The 24,933-nt window shown below is 38.7% G+C and carries 27 protein-coding genes; 13 read left to right on the forward strand and 14 right to left on the reverse strand.

Annotated features, from left to right (window positions below; translation table 11 throughout):
• Window position 1 precedes the first annotated feature (1 nt).
• From ABI125_12270 to ABI125_12280, 3 genes are all read left to right on the forward strand, one after another.
• Complete coding sequence (locus tag ABI125_12270) at window positions 2-793, forward strand: sulfite exporter TauE/SafE family protein (GenBank protein XCF05497.1); 792 nt, start codon at window positions 2-4, stop codon at window positions 791-793.
• 68 nt (window positions 794-861) lie between these two features.
• The gene (locus ABI125_12275) at window positions 862-2,274 is read left to right on the forward strand and encodes an MBL fold metallo-hydrolase (protein ID XCF05498.1); all 1,413 of its coding nucleotides are present in this window, start codon (window positions 862-864) and stop codon (window positions 2,272-2,274) included.
• 136 nt (window positions 2,275-2,410) lie between these two features.
• Window positions 2,411-2,623, forward strand: coding sequence for a DUF2892 domain-containing protein (locus ABI125_12280; protein XCF05499.1), 213 nt, complete (start codon window positions 2,411-2,413; stop codon window positions 2,621-2,623).
• A gap of 58 nt (window positions 2,624-2,681) precedes the next feature.
• Here ABI125_12280 and ABI125_12285 read toward each other — a convergent pair whose 3' ends face one another.
• From ABI125_12285 to ABI125_12335, 11 genes are all read right to left on the reverse strand, one after another.
• A complete protein-coding gene (locus ABI125_12285; GenBank protein XCF05500.1) occupies window positions 2,682-2,957 on the reverse strand; it encodes an ATP-dependent Clp protease adaptor ClpS in 276 nt (91 codons plus the stop codon).
• A 30-nt stretch (window positions 2,958-2,987) separates the two neighbouring features.
• The gene (gene prmA, locus ABI125_12290; protein ID XCF05501.1) at window positions 2,988-3,824 is read right to left on the reverse strand and encodes a 50S ribosomal protein L11 methyltransferase; all 837 of its coding nucleotides are present in this window, start codon (window positions 3,822-3,824) and stop codon (window positions 2,988-2,990) included.
• A 36-nt stretch (window positions 3,825-3,860) separates the two neighbouring features.
• Window positions 3,861-4,496 carry a response regulator transcription factor gene (locus tag ABI125_12295; protein XCF05502.1) on the reverse strand — a complete coding sequence of 212 codons (636 nt, stop codon included), beginning with the start codon at window positions 4,494-4,496 and terminating at the stop codon, window positions 3,861-3,863.
• A complete protein-coding gene (locus tag ABI125_12300) occupies window positions 4,486-6,417 on the reverse strand; it encodes a sensor histidine kinase (protein XCF05503.1) in 1,932 nt (643 codons plus the stop codon). The genes ABI125_12295 and ABI125_12300 overlap by 11 nt, the downstream gene beginning before the upstream one ends.
• Before the next feature lie 87 nt (window positions 6,418-6,504).
• Window positions 6,505-7,695, reverse strand: a complete 1,191-nt coding sequence (locus ABI125_12305) for a T9SS type A sorting domain-containing protein (protein ID XCF05504.1) — start codon at window positions 7,693-7,695, stop codon at window positions 6,505-6,507.
• 12 nt (window positions 7,696-7,707) lie between these two features.
• Window positions 7,708-8,844: a hypothetical protein gene (locus ABI125_12310; GenBank protein ID XCF05505.1), complete on the reverse strand. Its 1,137-nt coding sequence runs from the start codon at window positions 8,842-8,844 to the stop codon at window positions 7,708-7,710.
• Window positions 8,845-9,003: 159 nt separating this feature from the next.
• Complete coding sequence (gene tpiA, locus ABI125_12315) at window positions 9,004-9,753, reverse strand: triose-phosphate isomerase (GenBank protein XCF05506.1); 750 nt, start codon at window positions 9,751-9,753, stop codon at window positions 9,004-9,006.
• A gap of 35 nt (window positions 9,754-9,788) precedes the next feature.
• A complete protein-coding gene (locus ABI125_12320; protein XCF05507.1) occupies window positions 9,789-10,280 on the reverse strand; it encodes a TlpA disulfide reductase family protein in 492 nt (163 codons plus the stop codon).
• A gap of 145 nt (window positions 10,281-10,425) precedes the next feature.
• Complete coding sequence (locus ABI125_12325) at window positions 10,426-11,502, reverse strand: ABC transporter permease (GenBank protein ID XCF05508.1); 1,077 nt, start codon at window positions 11,500-11,502, stop codon at window positions 10,426-10,428.
• Between the two features lie 6 nt (window positions 11,503-11,508).
• Window positions 11,509-12,819 carry a BT_3928 family protein gene (locus tag ABI125_12330; protein XCF05509.1) on the reverse strand — a complete coding sequence of 437 codons (1,311 nt, stop codon included), beginning with the start codon at window positions 12,817-12,819 and terminating at the stop codon, window positions 11,509-11,511.
• Between the two features lie 114 nt (window positions 12,820-12,933).
• Window positions 12,934-13,473, reverse strand: coding sequence for a DUF1599 domain-containing protein (locus tag ABI125_12335; GenBank protein ID XCF05510.1), 540 nt, complete (start codon window positions 13,471-13,473; stop codon window positions 12,934-12,936).
• 195 nt (window positions 13,474-13,668) lie between these two features.
• Here ABI125_12335 and folP point away from each other — a divergent pair, with 195 nt between their 5' ends.
• Genes folP through ABI125_12350 form a run of 3 tightly spaced genes read left to right on the forward strand, consistent with a single transcriptional unit; the run spans window position 13,669 to window position 16,020 of the window.
• Entirely contained in the window at window positions 13,669-14,499 is an 831-nt protein-coding gene (gene folP, locus ABI125_12340; GenBank protein ID XCF07904.1) for a dihydropteroate synthase, read from the forward strand.
• Between the two features lie 19 nt (window positions 14,500-14,518).
• A complete protein-coding gene (locus ABI125_12345; protein ID XCF05511.1) occupies window positions 14,519-15,199 on the forward strand; it encodes a hypothetical protein in 681 nt (226 codons plus the stop codon).
• A gap of 35 nt (window positions 15,200-15,234) precedes the next feature.
• Window positions 15,235-16,020 (forward strand): diadenylate cyclase, encoded by a 786-nt coding sequence (locus ABI125_12350; protein XCF05512.1) that lies wholly within the window; start codon window positions 15,235-15,237, stop codon window positions 16,018-16,020.
• Here ABI125_12350 and ABI125_12355 read toward each other — a convergent pair.
• Together ABI125_12355 and truA are read right to left on the reverse strand one after the other, a co-directional pair.
• Window positions 16,017-17,786, reverse strand: coding sequence for an ABC transporter ATP-binding protein (locus tag ABI125_12355; protein XCF05513.1), 1,770 nt, complete (start codon window positions 17,784-17,786; stop codon window positions 16,017-16,019). The genes ABI125_12350 and ABI125_12355 overlap by 4 nt on opposite strands.
• On the reverse strand, window positions 17,787-18,530 hold the full coding sequence (truA, locus tag ABI125_12360; GenBank protein ID XCF05514.1) for a tRNA pseudouridine(38-40) synthase TruA: 744 nt from the start codon (window positions 18,528-18,530) through the stop codon (window positions 17,787-17,789).
• Window positions 18,531-18,621: 91 nt separating this feature from the next.
• On the opposite strand from truA, the gene ABI125_12365 reads away from it, so the two are divergent.
• Window positions 18,622-19,116, forward strand: coding sequence for a metallophosphoesterase family protein (locus ABI125_12365; GenBank protein ID XCF05515.1), 495 nt, complete (start codon window positions 18,622-18,624; stop codon window positions 19,114-19,116).
• A 275-nt stretch (window positions 19,117-19,391) separates the two neighbouring features.
• Here ABI125_12365 and ABI125_12370 read toward each other — a convergent pair whose 3' ends face one another.
• A complete protein-coding gene (locus ABI125_12370) occupies window positions 19,392-19,802 on the reverse strand; it encodes a DUF4293 domain-containing protein (protein ID XCF05516.1) in 411 nt (136 codons plus the stop codon).
• Between the two features lie 188 nt (window positions 19,803-19,990).
• Between ABI125_12370 and rho the strand changes: the two genes are divergently transcribed.
• From rho to arsB, 6 genes are all read left to right on the forward strand, one after another.
• On the forward strand, window positions 19,991-21,610 hold the full coding sequence (gene rho, locus ABI125_12375; protein ID XCF05517.1) for a transcription termination factor Rho: 1,620 nt from the start codon (window positions 19,991-19,993) through the stop codon (window positions 21,608-21,610).
• A gap of 108 nt (window positions 21,611-21,718) precedes the next feature.
• Window positions 21,719-22,048, forward strand: coding sequence for a metalloregulator ArsR/SmtB family transcription factor (locus tag ABI125_12380; protein ID XCF05518.1), 330 nt, complete (start codon window positions 21,719-21,721; stop codon window positions 22,046-22,048).
• Window positions 22,049-22,107: 59 nt separating this feature from the next.
• Complete coding sequence (locus ABI125_12385) at window positions 22,108-22,719, forward strand: hypothetical protein (protein XCF05519.1); 612 nt, start codon at window positions 22,108-22,110, stop codon at window positions 22,717-22,719.
• Window positions 22,720-22,726: 7 nt separating this feature from the next.
• A complete protein-coding gene (locus ABI125_12390) occupies window positions 22,727-23,194 on the forward strand; it encodes a DUF6428 family protein (protein ID XCF05520.1) in 468 nt (155 codons plus the stop codon).
• Window positions 23,195-23,216: 22 nt separating this feature from the next.
• Complete coding sequence (locus ABI125_12395; protein ID XCF05521.1) at window positions 23,217-23,849, forward strand: protein-tyrosine-phosphatase; 633 nt, start codon at window positions 23,217-23,219, stop codon at window positions 23,847-23,849.
• Between the two features lies 1 nt (window position 23,850).
• Entirely contained in the window at window positions 23,851-24,915 is a 1,065-nt protein-coding gene (gene arsB / locus ABI125_12400; protein XCF05522.1) for an ACR3 family arsenite efflux transporter, read from the forward strand.
• Window positions 24,916-24,933 lie beyond the last annotated feature (18 nt).

The raw sequence follows: 24,933 nt of genomic DNA on the forward strand, positions 1-24,933 counted from the left end.
TATGGATTACACCCCAATTTTAGGATACGTTGGCGCATTGCTAATCGGTTTGGTTTTGGGGCTTATTGGAGGTGGCGGTTCTATTTTAACCGTACCAGTTATGGTGTATGTTTTGGGGCTAAACCCCATTGTTGCGACAGCTTATTCGTTGTTTGTGGTGGGTGTTTCGTCTGTGGTAGGCACCTTTCAAAAACATAAAAAAGGGCTGGTCGATTTTAAAACCGGGCTAGCATTTTCTTTCCCGTCGTTTGTGGCCGTATATGCTACCCGTCGTTACATAGTGCCCAGTATTCCGGATACTATTTTTTCCTTCGGAAGTACAACTTTAACCAAAGATGTAGCCATCATGATTTTCTTTGCTATCATCATGTTATTGGCTTCGGTTTCCATGATAAAAAAACAAAAATCGAAAAATCTTAAAACTGAAAACCAATCCTACTACAAAACCTTTTTCCAAGGTTTAATTATTGGAACTATTACGGGTTTAATAGGCGCTGGTGGCGGGTTCTTATATGTCCCTTCTTTGGTACTTTGGGCGAGAATCCCTATGAAAAAAGCCGTGGGCACCTCACTTATTATTATTTCCATCAATTCGTTGATTGGTTTTTTGGGCGATGTACAAACCCTTGAAATCGACTGGATATTTTTACTTTCATTTACCGCTATTGCTATTTTGGGCATCATTTTAGGGGTATTTTTTTCGAAATATATCAGCAGCAAAAAGCTCAAAAAGGGTTTCGGCTTTTTCATTTTGATTATGGCCATTTACATTATAAACAAAGAATTGAATTAATTTAGGTATGTAATACTTGTTACAAACTGTACAAGATACCTTTTGTAATTTTGAATAAAATTAAACAGATGAAAATCGAACAAATATATACCGGTTGTTTGGCACAGGGTGCCTATTATATAGAATCTAACGGTGAAGTGGCGATTATCGACCCTTTACGAGAAACCCAACAATATGTAGACAAAGCCAAAAAGGAAAACGCTAAAATAAAGTACATTTTTGAAACGCATTTTCATGCGGATTTTGTTTCGGGACATGTCGATTTGGCTAAAAAAACAGGCGCAACCATTGTTTACGGGCCGGGTGCAGAAACGGAATACGATATTTACTCCGCCAAAGACAATGAGACTTTCAAACTGGGTAAAATCTCCATAAAAGTGCTTCACACGCCGGGTCACACCTTAGAATCTTCAACCTATCTCTTACTAGACGAAAGCGGAAAGGAACACGCTATTTTCTCCGGTGACACCCTGTTTTTGGGCGATGTGGGCCGACCCGATTTGGCCATAAAGTCCGATTTAACCAAGGAAGATTTAGCTGGCATGCTGTTCGATTCCCTACGTAACAAAATCATGCCTTTACCCGATGATGTGATTGTTTATCCAGCCCACGGAGCAGGCTCTGCTTGTGGCAAAAACCTAAGCAAAGAAACGGTTGGTATTTTGGGCGAACAGAAAAAAACAAATTACGCCCTTAGAGCTGATATGACCAAGGAAGAATTTATTGAAGAAGTGCTTTCGGGTATTGCTCCCCCACCACAGTATTTTGAAAAAAATGCCATGATGAACAAATTAGGATACGATAATTTTGAGTCTGTACTTGAAAAAGGAAACACGCCTTTAAGCCCTGAAACTTTTGAAACCGTTGCCAACCAATATAGTGCCTTGGTGCTTGATGTGAGAAAGGAAAAAGATTTTATTAAAGCGCACATCCCGAACTCTATTTTTATTGGTCTTCATGGTTCATTTGCGCCTTGGGTTGGCGCTCTAATCACTGATTTGAAGCAACCTATTTTGCTTGTTACCCCGGAAGGCAAAGAAGAAGAGGCCGTTACCCGACTATCGCGTGTGGGCTACGACAATACCCTTGGCTATTTAGAAGGTGGCATGGAGGCTTGGAAAGCCGCTGGCAAAGACATAGAAACCGTAAATTCAATTACCGCCAATGAATTTGCAAACGAATTCAAAACAAAAAACGTGAATATTCTTGACGTTAGAAAAGATGGCGAATACAAATCTGAGCACATAAAAAGTGACCAAGTGCAACATTTTGCTCTAGACTTTATAAATGACAACATGGATACCATTGACAAAAAAAGCACCTATTATTTGCATTGTGCTGGGGGATATCGTTCGCTAATTGCAACTTCAATATTAAAGGCGCGAGGTTTTGACAAATTAATAGATATAGCTGGTGGATTTGGAGCCATTAAAGAAACCGATTTACCTACCACAGATTTTGTTTGCCCGTCAACTTTATAATGTTAAAAAAGCAAACTATTCAAAACACGGTTAGTTATATTCCGAAACTAACAAAAGATTTGCATTTCAATCAAATAGCGTCACTTAACTCATTAATAATCTTACCTTTGCCTTGATTAATTAATTTGAAGTTATATTGGAAAAAAATCTAGGTGTTCTAGATAAAGTCCTAAGGATTATCCTCTCAATAATCACGGGAATACTTTATTACACAGGTATTATTGATGGCGCGCTGGGTTATATTTTAATGGTAATTGCCGTAATATGCCTAATTACCGGATTTGTTAGTTTTTGCCCACTATATTCACTTTTCGACATAAAAACGCGGAATAAAAAAACGGAAAACTAACACCACAAATGCATCTTGGCAAAAAGAAGTTATTTTGATTTTTTTGAAAAGACGGTTGCTAAACAATTTCAGCACTCAACCCTGCCTCCAAAAGAATAGAGCAACGCGGTTTTAAATCGTCATAAACCCCGGTTTTGACTGTGCATTTTCCTTTGTAGTGTACAATCAACGAACATTGCTCGGCTTGCTCGGGCGTGTGATCGCAAGCGTAAATAAGCGTATCGATAACATGATCGAACGTATTCACATCGTCATTGTACAACACGATTTCGTTTTGGGTAACGACCTCTTCTTCCAGTAATAATTCCTCTGATACTTTTTCTTGGGAACTCATAATACTCGTTTTTGGGGTAATTTTATGCCACTAATTTAAAAATTTTAAGGCAACCCATTGGTTTCTTTCTAATTTTTCATCAAATTTTAACATCTGATTTTCACAGGCTTGCTGAATAATCGGGATATCATCATTGTAAAAACCGCTCAAAAACAACATCCCTTTTTTATTTAAGCAAGAGACATAAACAGCCATATCCTGCAGCAGAATATTTCTGTTAATGTTGGCTATTATGATGTCGTATGTTTTGTTTTTTAAAACCGAAGCATCACCTTCAATTACTGTAATGTGTTCGCAATTATTACGCTCCACATTTTCTAAGCTATTAAGGTAACACCAGTTGTCATAATCGACCGCATCAATGGGTTTAGCACCTTTCATTTCGGCTAGAATAGCTAAAACCCCAGTTCCGCAGCCCATATCGAGTACCGATTTATCTTTAAAATCGTTTTTCAAAATATGTTGAATCATCATATGAGTCGTTTCGTGGTGCCCCGTGCCAAAACTCATTTTTGGTTCTATAACTATATCGAATTCAGTATCGGTTTTCTCATGAAACGGTGCACGTACCGTTACCATACCATCCACTTCAATGGGATTAAAATTTTTCTCCCACTCTTCGTTCCAATTGGTCTGCTCTATTTCTTCGAAAGTGTAACTGATTTTGAATTCCTCTGAATTCAAAATTTGTACATCCTCCAAAATGGCTTCATTCCACTCATCTTGTTGAATATAGGCCGTAACGCCATCTTCCGTTTCAACAAAACTCTCAAAACCTGTATACCCCAATTCCGCTATTAAAATTTCAACAGCGGGTTGCAAAGGTTCTACCTTAAAATAATATCCTAAATAAATGGTGTTCGACATGCTTGCTTTTTGAAAGCACAAAGATAGCCTTAAATGTTAAAGCAGCTGCTTTTCAATAGCAATTTTAATGATGCCCACGCTGTTTTTTGCACCAAGTTTGCTCATAATATTCATACGGTGGGTTTCAACGGTTTTAGGGCTAATGAACAGTTTTTCTGAAATTTCCTGTGTGGTCAATTCTTCTGAGATAGCCAGAAGCACTTCGTGTTCGCGACGTGTTAAATTCGGTTTCAATCCATTGTCTACCGTCTTTTTAGGAGCTTGACTCAATAAACGCTTTTGGATGTTTTCAGGCAAAAACAACTCTCCCTGCAACACCGTTTTCATGGCTGTAATCAATTCAAGTTTATCGGTATTTTTCAACAAATAGCCATGTACCCCGTTTTTCAACATTCGCTTTACATACGATAAATCCTCAAAATTGGTCAATGCTATAATTTTTAGTTCTGGGTATGCTTTCAGCAACCTTTTGCTTAAATCAATACCATTGACATCAGGTAGATTGATATCCAAAAGCAAAATATCAGGTGAATCCTTTTCAATACTTTCTAATGTTTGGCTGGCATTTTCATAAGCACCCACCACCTGAATATCGGGTGTACCTTCGAGCATCGACGCGATGCCGTTAAGCACCAAAGGATGATCGTCTGTTATGGCTATTTTAATTTTCATTGAAGTCTTTTTTATCAATGTCAATAATACAAGAGGTGCCGTTGTCGTTTGAAATAAAATCAATTTCAGCCTTTAAATAATCCACTCTGGATTGCACATTGCTCAACCCAATTCCAGAAGCGTCCACTTCGTTTTTGTCAAACCCTTTTCCATCGTCTTCAACCGTAATTTGAACGGTATCGCCGTGCGAACTGATTTGTACGTTTATGGTGGTAGCTTCGGCGTGCTTTAAGCTATTGGCCACCAGCTCCTGAATGATTCGATAGGCATTTATCTCGGCCTTTTTACGCATGTTAACCGCATCACCCAAATGCTGAAAAACAATCTTTAATCCCGAATGCAATTCGTTTAAATTATCGCAATACACCTGGGTGGCCTCCACTAAATTAAAACTTTCCAACGAAGGCGGCACCAAATTATGCGAAATGGCACGCACCTGTTTACAGGAATCGTCAATCATAGCAATGGTTTCTTTTATCACCTTATTGTTCATTTCCATGAGGGAAGACAGTTTATATTTTATGGCCGAAAGATCGCCGTTTACCCCATCGTGCAACTCTTTGGCAATGCGCAATCGTTCTTTTTCTTCACCTTCGATTAACGACTCTAAAGTTTTTATTTGGAACTCGCGTTTTAAGGTTAATATTTCTTGATTTTTGCGTTTTTGGCGTTGCTGAAATAGGAAAAACAGTAAGGTTGCCAACAGTACCAAAAAAATAAGTGTTCCGAGCATGAAGCTGTTTTGAGCTTCCTGTTTTTGCAGTTTTAATTGTTGTTCAACAATTGCCTTGTCTTTTTTCTCGGTTTGATATTTAATTTCAATTTCGCTGATGTTCTTTAAATTATTCTCTAACAACACGCTATCTTTAAACTGAGCGTGGTTTTTAAAATTTTGTAGCGCCCTTGAATGCTTGTTTTGAAGCACATAGCTATCGCTCATGGCCAAGTACACTTCGGATATCAGTGATTTATCGTTTATTTTTCGGGCGATTTGCAATGCCTTTGAAAAATGCAATTCCGATAAGGTTTCGTTTTTCATTTTTCCGTAAACCGTGCCCAGAACCATTTGCGTCTCAATCTGCTCGTCTTCATCTTTTAAATCTTCCCTGATTTTCAAGGCTTTTTTGAGCACATGTAAAGCCTGTTCGAAATCGCCCTTTTCATGGTAAACAACCCCTAAATTATTGTAATTTCTGGCTATTTCCTTGGTGTTTTGGTTTTCGATGTTGACCGCCAACGACTCATTAAAATACTGTAAGGCCTTATCGTAATCTTTCAATTGTGCATAGCCTCCTCCAATATTGTTTAACAAAGTGCCGAGGGCGAATTGCATGTTTTCATTTTTTGACGTTTTGGCCAACTTTAACGCTTGCAACTCATACTCTGTACTTTTGTTTAAATTTCCGGTTTTGGAATAGACGTTCCCGAGATTAATCAGCTTAATGAATTTACCATAGTCGTTATTGGTACTTTCATCGTAAGCTATGCCCTCAAAATAAGTATCAATGGCCTTTTCGTAATTCCCCTCTGCTTTGTAAAGAATGCCCAGCGAGCTATACACAGCCGATTTTTTAACATTGTGTTTGTCGCAAATTTTGGAAGCCGCATTAAAATAATATCGCGCCGAATCGTATTGATTGGTGAACATAAAAGCATTTCCAATATATAAATTGGCTTTTGCCCGCCCAGCGTGGAACCCCAACCGTTTTGCTTTTTTTAAAGCATCCCTGGCATAAACAAAGGACGTATCGATATTTTTGTACGAATAGTAATAAGCCAACTCATTTAAAATCTTAACTTGGGTACTATCGGGTTGTGGTTTTGTCAATTCGAATTTTAAACTATCAATGGGCGATTCGTTTTGAGCAAAAGCACTTGCCAAAACAAACCACAGACCAACTATTGATAGTACCGATTTCAACGTTCTTACTTTTTTTCCGAATAAATTTAAGAAAATCAGCGCCCATTTCTTAACCTAGGCGCATGAATTAGATATTTCGTTTAACTTTTAATGTTTTATAAACGTCCTCGAAACTTGAACGTTTTCATTTTTTAAATAAAACAAATATACCCCCGAGCTTAAAAAACTAAGGTCTATTTGATGATTGCTCAATTTTCTTTCAAGCACTACTTCACCTTTTAAATTGATAACTTTTAAATCGATAGCTCTCTGATTTTGTATCTGAAAGTACACGACATCTTTTACGGGGTTCGGATAAAACCTAAATGCTATTTTTTCCTCTTCAACAGTCGACAATGGGCCTTGTAGCTCTCCTAAAGCATATAAACTCCATTGGCCATTGGTATTTTGAACCCGCATGTACAAAAAATGGTCGCCCGCAGGCAAATCGGTGGGCACATCAATGGCCATGTCCATGTCAATCGTTTCCTCGTCGTCCAAATCAATTGCTGTGGCATTTCCAATGCCGGGGTCGATATCAAAAAAATACTCTGCTGCTGTAATCAATGCTGTATTCGAATGGCCTTGATCCACATAAAACACATTTTTATCGTACAGACTCCACGTGCCATCGGTATTGACCATTCGAACATATAATTTATGAATACCGTTTGAAAGCCCAGTAGTTGGTATGCTCAAATTTTGATCAATTATATTGCCCGATACTGCTAAAGCTGTTCCGTTGCCAACTCCCGGATCGGTATCAAAAAAATATTCTGCGGAAGCGATATTTGCTGAATTTTCATTGTCCGGACTCACATAAAACACATTTTTATCGTACAGACTCCAAGCGCCATCAGTATTAACTAACCTTATGTACAATTTGTGCACACCGCTTGAAAGTCCTGTGGTTGCTATGCTAAAATCTTGATCAACCACATTACCCGAAACGGCTAAAGCCTTTCCGTTACCCACACCGGGGTCGGTATCAAAAAAATATTCCGCGGAAGCGATATTTGCCGAATTTTCGTTATAGGCATTCACATAAAACACGTTTTTATCGTACAAGCTCCAATTTCCCAATTGGTCTAAAACCCGTACATACAATTTATGCACGCCGCTTGAAAGTCCAGTTGTCGGGATATTAAAATCCACATCCAACTCATTGCCCGAAAGTGTTAACGCGATGCCATTTCCTATCCCGGGATCATTATCGAAAAAATACTCTCCGGCGCTTATCTGCGCCCGCAACTCTGTAAAAGCCACGAGGATTATTAATATTAAAATAAGCCTTTTCATAATAACTGGATTTTAATTATTAAGATTGGCATTGGCCTTTATATTAACATTCAAGGTACTTCCGGGAGTAATGATATTATTGAATATCACAAAATCGGTTAAATAAGGAAGTTCGGTTGGATAGCCTCGCGGACTAAACGGAAAACCGCCATTGTAAACCCCTAAATCGTTACCATCTGTCCCAGCGTTTTCTGCTGGCGACCCCGTTTGAATGTGATAATCGTTGGCCGTGGTATTTAACGATGCATTCGAGTTGAAGGCCACGAATTGAGGGTCGGCATTATCGATATTTCCCGAACCTGAAAGTGCATCTAAAGTACCGTTGTAATTGTACGTTAAGTTATTCTGAAAGCTTAATGCGTTGTTTGACCCTAAATTGAAGTTTGAAACACTCGTGCCTTTAAACAGAAAAATATTATTGGTGATTTGCGTACCGCTGCAATTAGCAAATAATTGAATAGCCCCGCTTCCGTTGCCGTTTTGCCGCGTCAATACAATGTTGTTATTAAAAATGATTGATGAATTAAATCGGTTGAAAGAGCTCCAAGTAGCACTTGTATTAGGCTGCTCCATAATATTGTTTGAAATGATCCAGTTTTGGGAATTGTAAGGGTCAATGGCATTAAAATTAGCATTTCTGATATAGTTTCCCGAAATAATGACGTTGTTGGCTTGAGTGGTGGTACTGTTCCCCACTATATAAGCCACCCTGTTGTTTGTAATCACCACATCATGGTTGGTGTAAGTTGTGTTATCCAAATAAATGTTATTGATGTAAAGCCCTGATATTTTTGATCCAGACGCATTGGCACTTCTAAAAAAAATGTTAGAAACACTGGCATACTGTCCCGCATTTAATTCTGGAATGTGCCCCAGTCCGTAAATGGTAATTGGCTTGGTCATATTTATGTTTCCATAACCGTTGGGTGATGGTTGAACATAAATGATATCGTTTGCCGCCGCTGCATCAATAGCAGCCTGTAAACTCGTGAATTCCGCTCCCGAGCCTTGGTTATTATCTACCACGTAAACCGATTGGGCGGGAAGAATATAGCATAGCCCTAAAAGGAAAGTGAATGTTATCATACATTTTTTAAGGTCAAAAAGATTGGCATTGACCAAATTACGGTGTTTGTTTGAAAGCTTCATGATTAAAAGTTTTATTGGTTAATAGACCTTCACAAGTTACTTTCAAACATTCGGAAAAAATTAAGGGCATTCCTTGATTTATTAAAAATCAGGGAATACCCTTAAAACTTAGTTATTTTTAATAAGATTGCCGCGTTATGCTCTCAATGACATTCTTACTTAAAATGCATTTACAATGGCAAAAAAGTCATCTGCATTTAATGAAGCGCCACCTATTAAACCTCCATCAACATCTGTTTTCGAAAAAATCTCTTCAGCATTGTTCGGTTTAACACTTCCTCCGTAAAGGATGGACACAGACTCAGCGATATCACTTCCGTATTTATCGGCCAAAGTTTTTCTAATAAACGCATGCATTTCCTGTGCTTGGTCTGGGCTTGCAGTTTCACCCGTACCAATAGCCCAAACGGGTTCGTAAGCTAAAATAATATTTCTAAACGCTGAACCTTCTAAATGGAACAATGCGTTTTTAATTTGGCTTTCCACCACTTTTTCTTGGTTTCCAGCTTTTCTATCGGCCAATTCTTCACCAAAACAGAAAATAACATTCATGCCCTTAGCCAAGGCTGCGTCAACCTTTTTTGCTAAAAGTTCGTCAGTTTCATTAAAATATTCACGACGCTCGCTATGTCCTAAAATAACGGTGTTAATCCCAATGCTCTTTAGCATGTTGGCACTAATTTCGCCTGTATAAGCACCATTTTCTGCAAAGTGCATGTTTTGTGCAATTACTTCAATATTTGAGTTTTTCAAACTATTGTATGCCTGCCACAAGTTGGTTGCCGTTGGTGCTATCATCACCTCAGCGTTTGATGTATTTTTTTGTGACTTTAAAGCGGTAATCAACGTTTCGGTTTGTGCCAAATCGTTGTTCATTTTCCAGTTTCCGGCTACTATTTGTTTTCTCATTACCTCGTTACCTTTTCAAAAAAGGATTTTTTATTTTAGTTATTAATTAAGTTCTCTTTTATACGTGCGTCATCAGCCTCAATAGCCTCAAACAATTTTATATTTCCTTGCGGGCCAAGCACCATGTAACGCGGAATCCACCCCACATCGGCGAAATCGGTAAACGCACTGTCATCAGCCGAGGGGATAAAATAGTGCTCACCCTGTACGTTGTATTTTTCTATGCCTTTTTTCCACGATTTTTGTCCTCTATCTAAAGACAAAAAAAGATAAACCACGTCTGTATATTTTTCTTGAAGCGCCTTTACCTTGGGCATGTTTTTTATGCAATCGCCACACCAAGAGGCCCAAACATCAACAAAAACGGTTTTGCCTTCGTATTGTTTCAATATGTCTTTAAACGCGATGGAAGAGCCATCTAAAGTAATCATATTATCATTTAACGCAGCTTCCGTAAACTGCGTGGGTTCCTCCGTTTTACAGCTTAAAATGGTAAACAACACCACAACACCAAGTAACTTTTTCATATGTTTATTTTTATTTTTTTTTCAACGGTCACATGTAAACTTTGATGTTTAAAATAATCATTCCGCTGTGTATTAAATGATGATTTTAAACATGTCGGTTTCATTCTTTTTCTTTTATTTTTTATCGCTTCCGCGGAACAATCTTCTACTCTAATTTTACCTTCGGATCTAACCAAACGTAAATAACGTCCACAAAAATATTGATTATTATAAACAATACCGCGATAATTAACACCGAACCCATAATTACGGGCAAATCTAAGGTATTTAGTGCGTTTACGATTTCTTTTCCGAGGCCGTTCCACCCGAAAATATACTCCACAAAAACGGCACCTGCCAACATGGAGGCAAACCACCCTGAAATAGCCGTCACCACTGGGTTTAATGCATTTTTAACCGCATGCTTTTTTATAATTTGATATTCGCTTAACCCTTTGGCGCGTGCAGTTCGGATATAATCTTGGTTGAACACTTCCAAAAGCGAATTTCTCATGAGTTGAATCACCACCGCCAACGGACGAATTCCCAATACCACGGCGGGCAGAATGAGGTTTTTCCATTTTATGTGCATGGCCTCGCCAAAATCGTCGAGCTCGTAAAGGCTGCCCGTCATTTCCAAGTTGGTATATTCATGAAGGATAAATCCAAAAAACCAGGCAAACAAAATAGCACTGAAAAAGGACGGTACGCTCATACCCAAAGTACTCAACACCTGTATGGCTTTATCGAGCCATTTATCTTTATACAAGGCGGAAACAATGCCTAGGGACATCCCTAAAATCATGGCTATGGTTATGGCCGACACCGCCAAAACAAAGGTATTGGGCAACGTCTCCCCCAAAACTTCGCTCACCCGCTTGCCCTGCTTGGTAAACGATTCCCGTAAATAAGGCCACTTTATAACCGTTGTGGTATTTCCAACGGAAAACAATTTGGCTGCACTGTATTTTCCTTTTCTTAAAAACGTATAATCGTCTTCGTTTTTTGAATGGAATGAAACGGGCGACAAATCGTTTAAATAATACAGGTATTGCGTGCCGATGGGCTTATCGAAACCGTATTTTTGTTTTACGGCCGCCAATTGCTCACTATCTTCGTTTTGACCCATCATCATTTGTGCGGGATCGCCCGGAAGCACACTGAACAAAAAGAATATCACCGTTACCACTCCGAATAAGGTGAGCAGTGCGTAAAAGGTTTTATTTAGGAAATAGCTAATCAAATAAAATTATTCGTCTTTTAATTTCACCTCAATGATTCCGGTATAACTGGTATTGTTTTCAGTATTGAATTCTTTGAGTTGAACGGAATCCTTTATAACATTAACGCTTTCAATCTTTGTGGAATCCAAAACCTCAACTGCTTCTTCTGAAGAGGCTTCGCCGTTTACAAAATAAGCGATATTTTCCTCGATGGTTTTTGGTTTTTCCTTTCGTTCAACCTTTGGCAACTTCAAATCCTCCAAATCATTCCAATGTACTTTTTGCTTTACTGTTCCGGCATCCAATTCCAAAACTCCCGGATTGGAGCGCACCACGGTTTTCAGTGCTTTTTCATCACACAAATACCAATTGAAATCCAATTTGTAGGTTTTGTTAATGTACGCTTTAGCATCTTCGCCCGAGGCTGTCAGACCGATAACAGCATAACCATTTTCAATCGCTTTATCCTGTAAGGCTTTCAGCTTTAAAGCGCCATCGCGTTCAATCTTTTCTAAACTATACGAAATCACCACAATCAGGTTTTCTTCGTTTAAAAAATGTTCGGTTAAATCTTCATCTTCACTTTCAATCGAAAAATCAACCACCGGTGGCGTGTAGCCCTCCTTGATAACTTTGGTATCCACCCCAACAAAATCACCTTCCACCGAAGGGTATGAGCCGTTGGTAACGAACGTTTGTTCTTCACCGTTTACGTTGAATTTCCAAGTGTATTCAATAACAGGTTTTGGGGCATCTTCCGGAATTTCCATGCCCTCCTTTATATTATTTCCTATTTTATAAGCACGGAAATCGATAGCCGGCAAATGCATCAAAACATAGTAAGCAAACCACAAACTTAAAATAAAGCCCAAAAGGGCGAAAACGGTGGTTTGCAACTTTCCAAACACGGGTTTTATGTACTTTACTCCGAAAAATAAAATGAGGATAAAAATGAGCAGTACCACGTCTTTTGTGAAGCTTTCCCAAGGGGTGAGCTTAAGCGCATCGCCAAAGCAACCGCAATCTTTTACCTTATCGAAATAGGCCGAATAGAAGGTTAAAAACGTAAAAAACACAATCATAGCCAACAAGCTCCAAACAGTAAATTTGGGTTTGTAACCAATGATTAAAAATACGCCCAAAACGACTTCAAAAACCACCACCAACACCGAAATAATCAGTGCATAGGGCTCCAAAAACGGCATATTCAAAACATCTGGACTAAAATATTCCTGTAATTTATACGAAAACCCCAGTGGGTCGTTCAGTTTTATAAACCCGGAAATAATGAATAGGATTCCGACCAGTATTCTGCTTAAACTTACGAGTACTTTCATGCTTTTTTTTATATTCTTGGAAGGAAAGAAGCCTTTTATATTCTTAATTAATTTTTATTGGCGAATGCCGCTTTACACTTCGACTGCGCTCAGTGTGACACAACTAAATTCTAGCTATTTTTCATTGAGGTGAATCAACGCAAACACCGAATAATTAATCATATCCTGATAATTGGCATCAACGCCTTCACTTACTTGGGTTTTTCCTTTATTGTTTTCAATAGATTTAACGCGCAATAGTTTCTGCAAAATCAAATCAGTTAAACTGCTTACCCTCATATCGCGCCAAGCCTCGCCGTAATCGTGGTTTTTGTTTTCCATGAGTTGTTTGGTTTCGGCTATCTTTTCAGTGTACAGTTCAACAGCTTCCTCGGTGCTCATATCAGGCTGTTCTGCCACACCCTTTTCCAACTGAATCAAAGCCATGATACAGTAGTTGATAATGCCAATAAACTCACTCGCCTCGCCTTCATCTACTTTTCTAACTTCGTTTTCCTGAAGGCTTCTTATGCGCTGTGCTTTTATAAAAATTTGATCGGTTAACGAAGGTAATCGCAATATGCGCCAAGCACTGCCATAATCGCTCATTTTCTTTTCAAATAAACTTTTGCAAGTATCGATTACGGCATCGTACTGTTGTGAGGTATTTTGCATGTATCTGTTTTATTTTGCGTAAATTTCGCTTAAATAGTTTAAAGTTCAAAACTCAAACCAGAGTTTAAGATTATGTTAATACCTTTGAGGCGAAAATTCCAAAAACCAACAACTAATTTCAAAGATTAGAGACCTAAAACCCAAAACTTTGAACTTTGAATTTTGAACCTGAAACTTGAAACCCGAAACCAAAACATGACCATTAACTGCAAAGGACAGCTCATTGATTTATCATCGCCGAAAGTGATGGGGATTTTAAACCTCACACCCGATTCGTTCTACGATGGCGGAAAACACAAAAACGAAAGCGATATTTTAAGCCATGTGGAACTCATGCTTACCAAAGGTGCTACGTTTATTGATGTTGGTGCTTACAGCTCGCGCCCCAATGCCGATCATGTAGATGAAGCCACCGAACTCAAGCGCATACTCCCCATTATTGGAATTATTTTAAAGGAATTTCCGGAAACACTGCTCTCTATTGACACATTTAGAAGTGAAGTAGCCAAGCAATGTATTGATGCTGGCGCGGCACTGATTAATGATATTTCAGCGGGAAAATTGGACGAACAGATGCTACCAACCGTTGCCAGCTTGCACGTACCTTATATTATGATGCACATGCGCGGCACGCCAAAAACCATGCAACAGCAAACAGAATACAATAATCTTACGAAGGATATTCTTTTTTATTTTTCTGAAAGAATACACGCCGCCCAGGCATTGGGCATAAAAGATATTATCGTTGATCCCGGTTTTGGATTTGCTAAAACTTTGGAGCAGAATTTTGAATTGATGGACCAATTGGAGCTTTTCAAAATAATTGAAAAACCTTTGCTTGTGGGCATTTCAAGAAAATCAATGATTTATAAAAGCTTAGGTTCAACGGCCAACGAAGCCTTAAATGGCACATCGGTTTTAAATACCGTTGCGCTGCAAAAAGGCGCTTCCATTTTAAGGGTGCATGATGTAAAAGAGGCTATGGAATGTATTAAGTTGGTTGAAAAGTTAGAAGTTAGAAGTTAGAAGTTAGAAGTTAGAAGTTATGAAATATATTTTATTGGCGACATCTTTATTAATTTTTGCCTGTGGAACCGAAAAAACCATCCAATTACCAGAAATCGACCATTCTGAAATCACCGAAATACACGACATATCAGCAGCCTATTTGTTTTACGACGAAACCCAAAAAGACAGTGTAGAGTTCAACCGAAAAAACCTAATTGGCACTACTAATTGGCTAGTGAATGTTGATAAACGACTGACTTTAAAACAGGCCATTCCGCATATAAAATATTTACAGGACAAAAGGCGAAACGCTAAAATGCACAAAAACGAAAACGCCAAAAACTATTTTACCTGCAACGATACCAGTCGAAACAATTTAGGGTTTATTGAGTTTACCGAAGTGAAATATAAAACTCCTAATGAGGAAACCATTAATTCTGAGGAAGATTCTGTTTCAATTTTATATTCAACAGCGATAGATTTTGATTCCAAAGAGTCTATAAGTATTCATCAGTCCGATGGAAATCACGCCACAACGGACTGGAAAGATTTATTAAAAAACTATAACAATTTCGATTTCGAGTTAAGGAAAGATTCAATTTATGTTTCATTTGATAAAAACTTGCCATTTCAAGATTATATTACTTTTAAATCATTCCTAAAGACACTGGAGGAAAAAGGAAATTTAATATCGAAAGAAGAACTCATTTCAAATTAACCATAAATTACTAAATTTACCAAAACCCATTGCCCTTGGAAATTTTTAAAGATATTCTTGATCTTTCTGTAGTAGACATCATCGATGTTATTTTGGTAGCCCTCCTGCTCTACTATGTTTACAAACTGGTAAAGGGCACCGTGGCCATTAATATTTTCATAGGCATCATCATTATTTATCTGGTTTGGAAACTGACCGATTTTCTTGAAATGGAACTGCTCACCGGCATTTTTGGTGGTTTTATGCAAGTGGGGATTATCGCATTGATTGTGGTTTTTCAACCAGAAATACGAAAGTTTTTGCTCATGGTGGGTTCGACCAATTTCAACCGTCGGAAAAAATTCATGCAGCAATTCAAATTTTTAAAAACTGTTCAGGAAATAGAAACCGATGTAGATGCGGTGGTTTCGGCCTGTAACAAAATGAGCATGTCTAAAACCGGCGCGCTTATTGTTTTTGAACGCAATAACAATTTGGATTTCCTATCGGAATCGGGCGACGAGATGAATATAAAAGTCACCCAACCCATCATTGAAAGTATCTTTTTTAAGAACAGTCCGTTGCACGATGGCGCCATTATCATCAGCAATAACGTGGTAAAAGCTACAAGGGTTATTCTGCCTGTAAATAACGACAAAAATATTCCGCAGCGCTTTGGTTTACGTCACCGGGCCGCCATTGGAGTTACCGAAAAAACCGATGCTGTGGCTTTGGCCGTAAGCGAAGAAACTGGGCATATTTCCTATTTTAAAGATGGAGAGTTTGTGGTTTTTGAAGACACTTCCGAACTCAGTTCCATGATAAAAAAGGACTTGGGTTAAACCGCCTCTTCCTGTAAAAACTGCACTTCGTAAAGGTTTTTGTAATAACCGTTTTCTTTGCTCAACAATTCATTGTGTGTGCCTTGTTCCACAATTTCTCCCGAATCCATTACAATAATATTATCGGCCTTTTTCACGGTTGCCAATCTGTGGGCAATCACTATTGAGGTACGGCCTTTGGTGATTTTATCGGTAGCATTTTGAATAAGTTGCTCGGAATACGAATCGACCGAACTCGTCGCTTCGTCCAGCACCAAAATACTGGGGTTGGTCACATAAGCCCTCAAGAAAGAAATAAGCTGGCGTTGCCCAGAGGACAACATTGCCCCACGCTCCTTAACGTTGTAGTGGTAACCGTTGGGCAAGCTCATGATGAAATCATGGATACCTATATCTTTTGCAGCTTGGTACACCTGCTCTTCAGAAATCTCAGGATGGTTAAGAGTAATGTTGCTCATAATAGTATCGGCAAACAAGAACACATCCTGTAGTACCACGGCAATTTGGGTCCGTAACGACGCCAATGTTACCTCCTTTATATCAACTCCATCAATGGAAATGGTACCTCCTTTTATTTCGTAAAAGCGGTTCAATAAATTGATGATGGTCGATTTTCCAGCCCCAGTAGCCCCAACAATGGCCACAGTTTCACCCACATTTACATTAAATGAAATACCCTTCAATACGTCTTCATCCTCAACATAACTGAAATAGACATTGTTAAATTTTATTTCACCTTTAAACCCATCGGCTTCAATAAGACCATGGTCATCAATTTGCGAAGAGGTATCGAGTACCTTAAACACACGCGTAGCGGCCACCATACCCATTTGCAGAGTATTGAACTTATCGGCTATTTGGCGCAATGGCCTAAACAACATAGGTACGAACATGATGAATGCCACCAAATCACCTTGGGATACATTAGTACCATCAAAAACCACATTGAGTCCGCCGTACCAAGCCACCAAACCAATGGTTACCGACGAAGCCAAATCGGCTATCGGGAAAAATATGGAATTGTACCAAACCGTTTTTAGCCAACCTTTTTTATGGCGTTCGTTTATGGCTTTGAATTTTTCGTATTCAACGGCTTCTCGGGTGAACAACTGCAAAATTTTCATTCCAGTTAAACGCTCCTGCACAAAAGAATTTAAGTTGGACACTTCGGTACGCACTTCCTCGAAAGCTTTTTTCATGTATTTTTGGAATACCCGCGTCGCGTAAAGTAAAATGGGCAACATGGCAAAAACGATAAGTGAAAGCTTCACATTGATGTAAACCATTACCGCAAAAACCACTGCCATGGTAAGCAAATCGCGCACGATCATAAACAGGCCTTGCCCGAAAATATCGGCGATACGTTCCATATCGGTCACGGCTCGGGTAATGAGCACGCCCACTGAAGAATTATCGTAGTATTTCATTTTAAATTTCAACAGGTGGTCGAAAAGCTTTACGCGAACGTCCATCACCAAATTCTGCCCCAACCAAGCCGCGTAATAAATAAACAGCAATTGGAATACGGTTTGCAACACTAAAACACCCAACATCAACACGATGTAAAATAAAAAGTTTTCGGTGTCTTTATCGGTAATACTATCATCAATGGCATCTTTGGTAATGTATGGCGTGGCCGAACTAAAAATGGCCAAAAGCACCACCAAAACGATAAGCCCTATAAAAATACCTTTATACGGTTTTATGTATTCAAAAAGGCGTTTGAACAGTTGGTAATCAAAAATACTTTCCTTTGTCTTACTCATCTATAATTTTATATCCTCCGGATATTCAATTTTTGTTAAATACAGTGCATGCGCTGGCACCGAAAACCCGGCTTCGCTCCTATTTTTCGATTGGATGATTTGATGCAAATCGTCCACCTCAATCTTGCCTAAACCAATGTTTACCATAGTGCCCACAATAGCCCGTACCATGTTTCTTAAAAACCGGTTGGCTTTCACCACAAAATGCAGCTCGCCATCCTTAAAAAACCAATCGGCCTGCTCCACATCACAATAATACGTTTTTACATCGGTTTTACTTTTTGAAAAGCATTGAAAATCTTTATAGTGCAACAAGATTTTTGATGCTTCGTTCATTTTTTCAACGTTTAAAGGCTGTTTCACATAATAGGCCGAATCGAAATTAAACACATTTTTACTCAATGTGATTCGGTACAAATACGTACGACTCAAGGCATCAAAACGCGTATGTGCTTCTGGCTTCACTTTAAAAACATCGTGAATAGCGATATCTTTTGGCAAAAAGGAATTGAGTTTATAAACTAAATCAGTCTCGTTTATTTTCTTTTCCGTATCGAAATGCGCGAACATTTGGCTGGCATGCACACCGGCATCGGTACGTCCGGCGCCAACAATAACCATATCCTCCCCCAATAATGTCGACAACCCTTTTTCTATAACTTCTTGCACCGAAATGGCATTTGGCTGATTTTGCCAACCGTGATAGGCTGTTCCGTTATACGAAAGTTCTAAAAAATACCTCAATGTGTTTTAATACTTTTGTAGCTGCACAAAGATAACACAAAGACCGAAGCTTGAAGACGGAAGCCGGAAGTTTTAAGAATAGTTTAATGAAATGACAAAAATATTACTGCTTTCTGATACCCACGGATATATTGACAACGACATTTTAAGATATGTTAAGCAAGCCGATGAAGTTTGGCACGCCGGAGATATTGGCGATTTAAAGGTGACCGATGCCATAAAAGCATTGAAACCATTAAAAGCGGTTTATGGTAATATTGATGATGCCAAAATGAGAGGTGAATTTCCTGAGCATAATCGGTTTTTGTGTGAAGATGTTGATGTTTGGGTGACTCATATTGGTGGCTATCCGCCAAAATACAATGCTCGTGTTTACAGTGAAATCAAACAAAATCCGCCACGGATTTTTATTTGTGGGCATTCGCATATTTTAAAGGTAATGCCGGATAAAAAATTGAACTTAATCCACATGAACCCTGGTGCCGTTGGCAAACATGGCTTCCACAAAGTGCGTACCATGCTGCGTTTTACTATTGACGGGAAAAAGATTGAGAATTTAGAAGTTATTGAGTTTGATAAACGGTAATCGTACTTTGGGGTTATAACGGCTTTTGGCAGATAAGTGCGTTAGGGATTGCAGAGGAAAGCCCACAGCGAGGCACGAGCGAGGACTTGTAACGTAAAGCCCGACCCGACAGGGTAACGCCCAAACATAAAGGGATCCCGATATGCATCGGAATTAATTTAACCTACACTTTTGAATGCGTTGTTTTTGCAACTTTTCAAAACTGGGTTTCATTAAAAAAACCCAAAGCTTTCACTTTGGGTTTTTAACGCACTAATACTACTAAGATGTTAGGTTTAACGCAATCGATCAACAGATTTTACAAGATCTTCATCCTTCTTGATGGCTTTATTGGCCAAGGCCAAAAACACGATAGAAACAATAGGGAGAAGCATCCCAATACCTTTCTCAGAAACCGCCGTTTCTCCAGATAAATTTAGCGATCGGTACACGAAAAATCCTAGTAAAATAAAGTTTAATATGATGTTAAGTCGCCCCAAAATAAACTGAGACTTCCTATTTTTATAACTCATTATACCAACCAACGATAACAAAACCGATAATAAAAACCCAACTAAAACAATAGGCACATGGGCTGCAAATATTTTTTCGGCATCGTCGGTTTGCCACAATTCAAATACGAAAATCAAGCCTCCGGAAATTCCGGCAGCTATTAAAAGATAAACGGTTTGGATACGCTGTAGCATACTTTTTTTTAAAACTAGACCGCAAAAATAAAAGAATTAGCGGTAAAAAATAAAATAAAGTTGTATAATTGCAGTATTAATTCTCAACGACCGCATTTACAAGCGGTTATTTCTTCAGAAAATAAAAAATCATTTTTCAGAATATAACTACGGTTTGTATTCGCAAATAAAATCTTCAATTAACATAGATGTTTGAAATTTCACAATTAAAAGCAAAGAAGCTCGCTGAACTACAGGAGATTGCTAAAAAATTGAACGTACCAAAATACCGTTCGTTAAAAAAATTGGATTTAGTTTACCAAATACTAGACCAGCAGGCTGCCGACCCAAATGCGGTTAAAGAAGCAGTTGCCCCTAACCCAAGTGAGGCAAAAACAGAGGCTAAAGACGACAATAAGCCCGCAAGAAAACCAAGGCAAAGGGTGCAGCGCAATGCTCCTGCAAAAGCCGACAACAAACCAGCTGCCGAGAAAAGTAGTGATGCCCCTAAAAAAGAGGAAAACGCTCCGAAGCAAAAAGTAGAAGAGCAAAAAACAGATAACGCCCCTAAACAAAAGGCTCAAAACGACAACCAGCCCAAGCAAAACAAAAGACCCCACAACAACAAAGGTCAAAATAAAAACCAAAAGAATACTAACGTAGATAAAGGCAATAAGGACAACAGAAATCGCTATCGCGAACCTGATTTTGAATTTGATGCCATTATTGAAAGTGAAGGCGTGTTGGATATTATGCAGGATGGGTATGGCTTTTTACGCTCTTCTGACTATAATTATTTGTCATCTCCAGACGATATTTATGTATCGCAATCGCAAATTCGTTTATTCGGACTTAAAAAAGGCGATACCGTTTTAGGAAATGTACGCCCACCAAAAGAAGGCGAAAAATATTTCCCACTCATTAAAGTAAACCGCATTAACGGCCAAAAACCGGAAGTGGTGCGCGACCGCGTATCGTTCGAGCATTTAACACCGTTGTTCCCGCAGGAAAAATTCAATATTGCTGAAAGACAGAGCACCATTTCTACTAGAATCATGGACTTGTTTTCTCCTATTGGGAAAGGTCAACGTGGTATGATCGTTTCGCAACCCAAAACGGGGAAAACCATGTTACTCAAGGATGTAGCCAACGCCATTGCCGCCAACCATCCCGAAGTGTACCAAATGATTTTATTAATTGATGAACGCCCGGAAGAAGTTACCGATATGCAACGCCACGTTCATGGTGAAGTGATTGCTTCTACATTCGATAAAGAGGCTCACGAACACGTAAAAATTGCCGATATCGTGCTTGAAAAAGCAAAGCGTTTGGTAGAATGCGGCCACGATGTGGTGATTCTTTTAGATTCTATTACCCGTTTGGCCAGAGCCTACAACACGGTTCAGCCGGCATCCGGTAAAATATTAAGTGGTGGTGTTGACGCCAATGCGTTGCACAGACCGAAAAGGTTCTTTGGTGCGGCTAGAAATATTGAAAACGGTGGGTCACTAACCATTATCGCCACGGCACTTACCGAAACCGGATCTAAAATGGACGAAGTTATTTTTGAAGAATTTAAAGGAACAGGTAACATGGAACTTCAGTTGGATAGAAAAATTTCCAACCGTAGAATTTTCCCTGCCATCGACCTAACGTCTTCGAGCACTCGTCGCGACGATTTATTATTGGACGACAATACCATACAACGTATGTGGGTAATGCGTAAATACTTGGCCGACATGAATCCTATTGAGGCCATGGAATTTATTAACGACCGCATTAAGCAAACCAGAAACAACGAGGAATTTTTGATTTCAATGAATGGTTAAAAACCCATCAAAAAACATATAATTTTAAAAGGACCTTTAAAAATTTTTAAGGTCTTTTTTTTGTGGAAAAACTAATTAATCGTAATATTGCAATATATAAATAATAAAATGGGAATATCAAAAACTGAAATATTTACCGAAGCGCAAAACGAAATCGCTGTTTTTGCAAAAGTATTTGGCCACCCAGCCAGAGTCGCCATTTTACAGCATTTATTTAAAATAGACACTTGTGTTTGTGGCGATTTAGTTGATGAAATCGGTTTGGCCCAACCCACTATTTCACAGCATTTAAAAGAACTTAAACAATTAGGATTGATTAAAGGCAGCGTAGAAGGCACTAGTGTTTGTTACTGCATCGACTCTGAAAACTGGACTAAAATGAAAAATGTCATGCTCCAGTTTTTAGACCAAGACCTCAATAAGCAAAGTTGTTGCTAAAAAATTTCTCTACGTTAATTGCAATATTGCGATATAACAATAAATAAAACATCACAGCCATGAAAACAAAATCATTAATCGCCTTTTTAAGCCTTCTGTTGGCAAGCACAGTTACCATGCAAGCACAATCGCTAAGTAATAAAATTAAAAAATCTGTTGTTGAAATTGGTGAAACTTTTACTGAAATTCCCAAAGAAGAATTACTTATTTTAGACCAAATAGCCTACAAACTACACAAAGAAAAAAAAGGAAATAACACTGCACATGCCATTTTTATTGATAAAGAAAATGATAAAACGAGCCAGCTTGCCATGATTTGGTTAAAAACAGGGCTTCATTATTACGGACTTGAAAACCTATTCAACATCGAGTCTGCTGGTATTGAAAATAATTCGAAACATGTAAATCTTAATTCGCTAAATCAATTCGGTTTTAAGGTTAAAAATGATAAAAACAACAAAATAAAACTCAAGTTTGGCTCCGGGAGTTGGGACATTCACCCCAAAAACATAGAAAGCTTAACCGAAACCCCTCGAACCATTAAAATCGCCACCGAAGAAGGAATTCTAAAAAACCATATTACTTTACACCTAAACGACACCCATAGTATCCCTAAAGAAATGCTATATATTGCAACTCGTATCAATAATTTAGAACAAATAATTAAATAATTTCATCATGAAACTTTCAGAAATAAAAAACATCCTTGCAAGAGAAAAGAACATCGCCTTTCAATTACCAAACCGACAATTGGTACCAAAACATTTTCATGTTACCGAAGTAGGGAAAATAACCAAGCACTTTATTGATTGCGGTGGTACCGTTCGCAACGAGGAAGTAGTAAACTTTCAATTATGGAGCGCCGATGATTACAACCACCGTTTGCACCCAGAAAAACTACTGCACATCATAGAGCTTTCTGAAAAAACTTTGGGCATTGGCGATTTAGACATTGAAGTAGAATACCAAGGAGAAACCATTGGCAAGTTCGGATTGGACTATAACGGTGAAAATTTCTTGCTCACAACCAAACAAACCGATTGTTTGGCCAAAGATAACTGCGGAATCCCTGCCGAAAAACCAAAAGTACGATTGTCTAACCTCAACAACGAACCTTGTTGTGAGCCTGGAGGAAACTGCTGCTAATTATAAACAAACACAATTAATAATGATATCAACACAAACCCACCTATTCACAGAAATAGAACAAACCATAAAAAGTCTGAAACCAGAAACCATTTCAGAGGAAAGAAAAGCAACTTTACAACCTTTAATTGAGTTTGTTCAGGAAAAAGTGTCAAACCAACAAGACATCCGAATAAATTTTATTTGCACTCACAACTCGCGTCGCAGTCACCTATCACAGGTTTGGGCTCAAACCATGGCCGCGTACTTTAACATAAAAAATGTATTTTGTTATTCGGGAGGCACCGAAGCCACGGCATTGTTCCCCATGGCAGCCGAAGCGCTAAAAAATTCAGGATTCCTAATACAAACCCTTTCCGAAGGTAAAAACCCTGTATACAGTATTAAATATTCTGAAAATGCCCATCCGGTTATTGGTTTTTCAAAAAAACTGGATGACGATTTTAACCCGAAATCGGCATTCGCGGCCATTATGACCTGCGACTCGGCCAATGAAGCTTGCCCATTTGTTCCCGGAGCTGAAAAACGAATCCCTATTACATTTGAAGACCCCAAAGCATTTGATGGCACCCCACAACAGGCTGAAAAATATAACGAACGTAGCATCCAAATTGCTACCGAATTGTTTTATGTATTTTCTAAAATTCAATCTTAACATGGCAAAAACTAAAAAATTGAGTTTTCTCGACAGAAACCTCACCCTTTGGATTTTTGTAGCCATGGCACTTGGCGTTGGTATTGGTTATTTCTTTCCCTCGTTTCCAAACGTTATCAATGCCATGAGCAGCGGCACTACCAATATTCCCATTGCCATTGGTTTGATTTTGATGATGTACCCGCCATTAGCAAAGGTGAATTATTCGTTATTACCAAAAGTGTTTAAAAACACCAAAATCCTTTCCATATCATTGGTTTTAAACTGGATTATTGGCCCAGTATTGATGTTTGTATTGGCCATCACGTTTTTAAGGGACTACCCTGAATATATGGTCGGACTTATTTTAATTGGTCTTGCCAGATGCATTGCTATGGTTTTAGTTTGGAACGACTTAGCCGATGGAAGCAGTGAATACGGCGCAGGATTAGTTGCGTTAAACAGTATCTTTCAGGTGTTTGCGTACAGCTTTTACGCTTGGATTTTTATCACCATCCTCCCGCCATATTTCGGATTTGAAGGCGCTATTATAGATATTTCTATTGCTACCATTGCCGAAAGTGTAGCTATCTATTTAGGCATACCATTTTTAATGGGTATTTTAAGTCGATGGATTTTAGTAAAATTAAAAGGTGAAACTTGGTACAACCAAACGTTTATTCCGGCTGTTTCGCCGTTAACGCTCATTGCGCTTTTATTCACCATTATAGTCATGTTTTCTTTAAAAGGTGAGTTAATTGTTGAAATTCCCATGGATGTCGTAATTATTGCCATCCCGCTGTTGGTTTATTTCACATTAATGTTCATCATTGGCTTTTTCTTTACCAAAGCCACGGGAGCTGAATATGACAAAACCACATCGGTCGCTTTCACGGCAGCAGGAAACAATTTTGAACTTGCCATTGCTGTAGCCATTGCGGTTTTCGGGCTCAATTCCGGGCAAGCTTTTGCCGGCGTTATCGGCCCACTGGTTGAAGTACCAGCACTAATCTTATTAGTACGCGTTTCGTTTTGGCTAAGGAATAAATATTACGGAAAAAAAAGCACCGCTACTAAAGCAGTATAAAATCAAAAACGGTTCAGT

Source organism: Tamlana crocina, from assembly GCA_040429635.1.
Lineage (GTDB): Bacteria > Bacteroidota > Bacteroidia > Flavobacteriales > Flavobacteriaceae > Flavisericum > Flavisericum crocinum.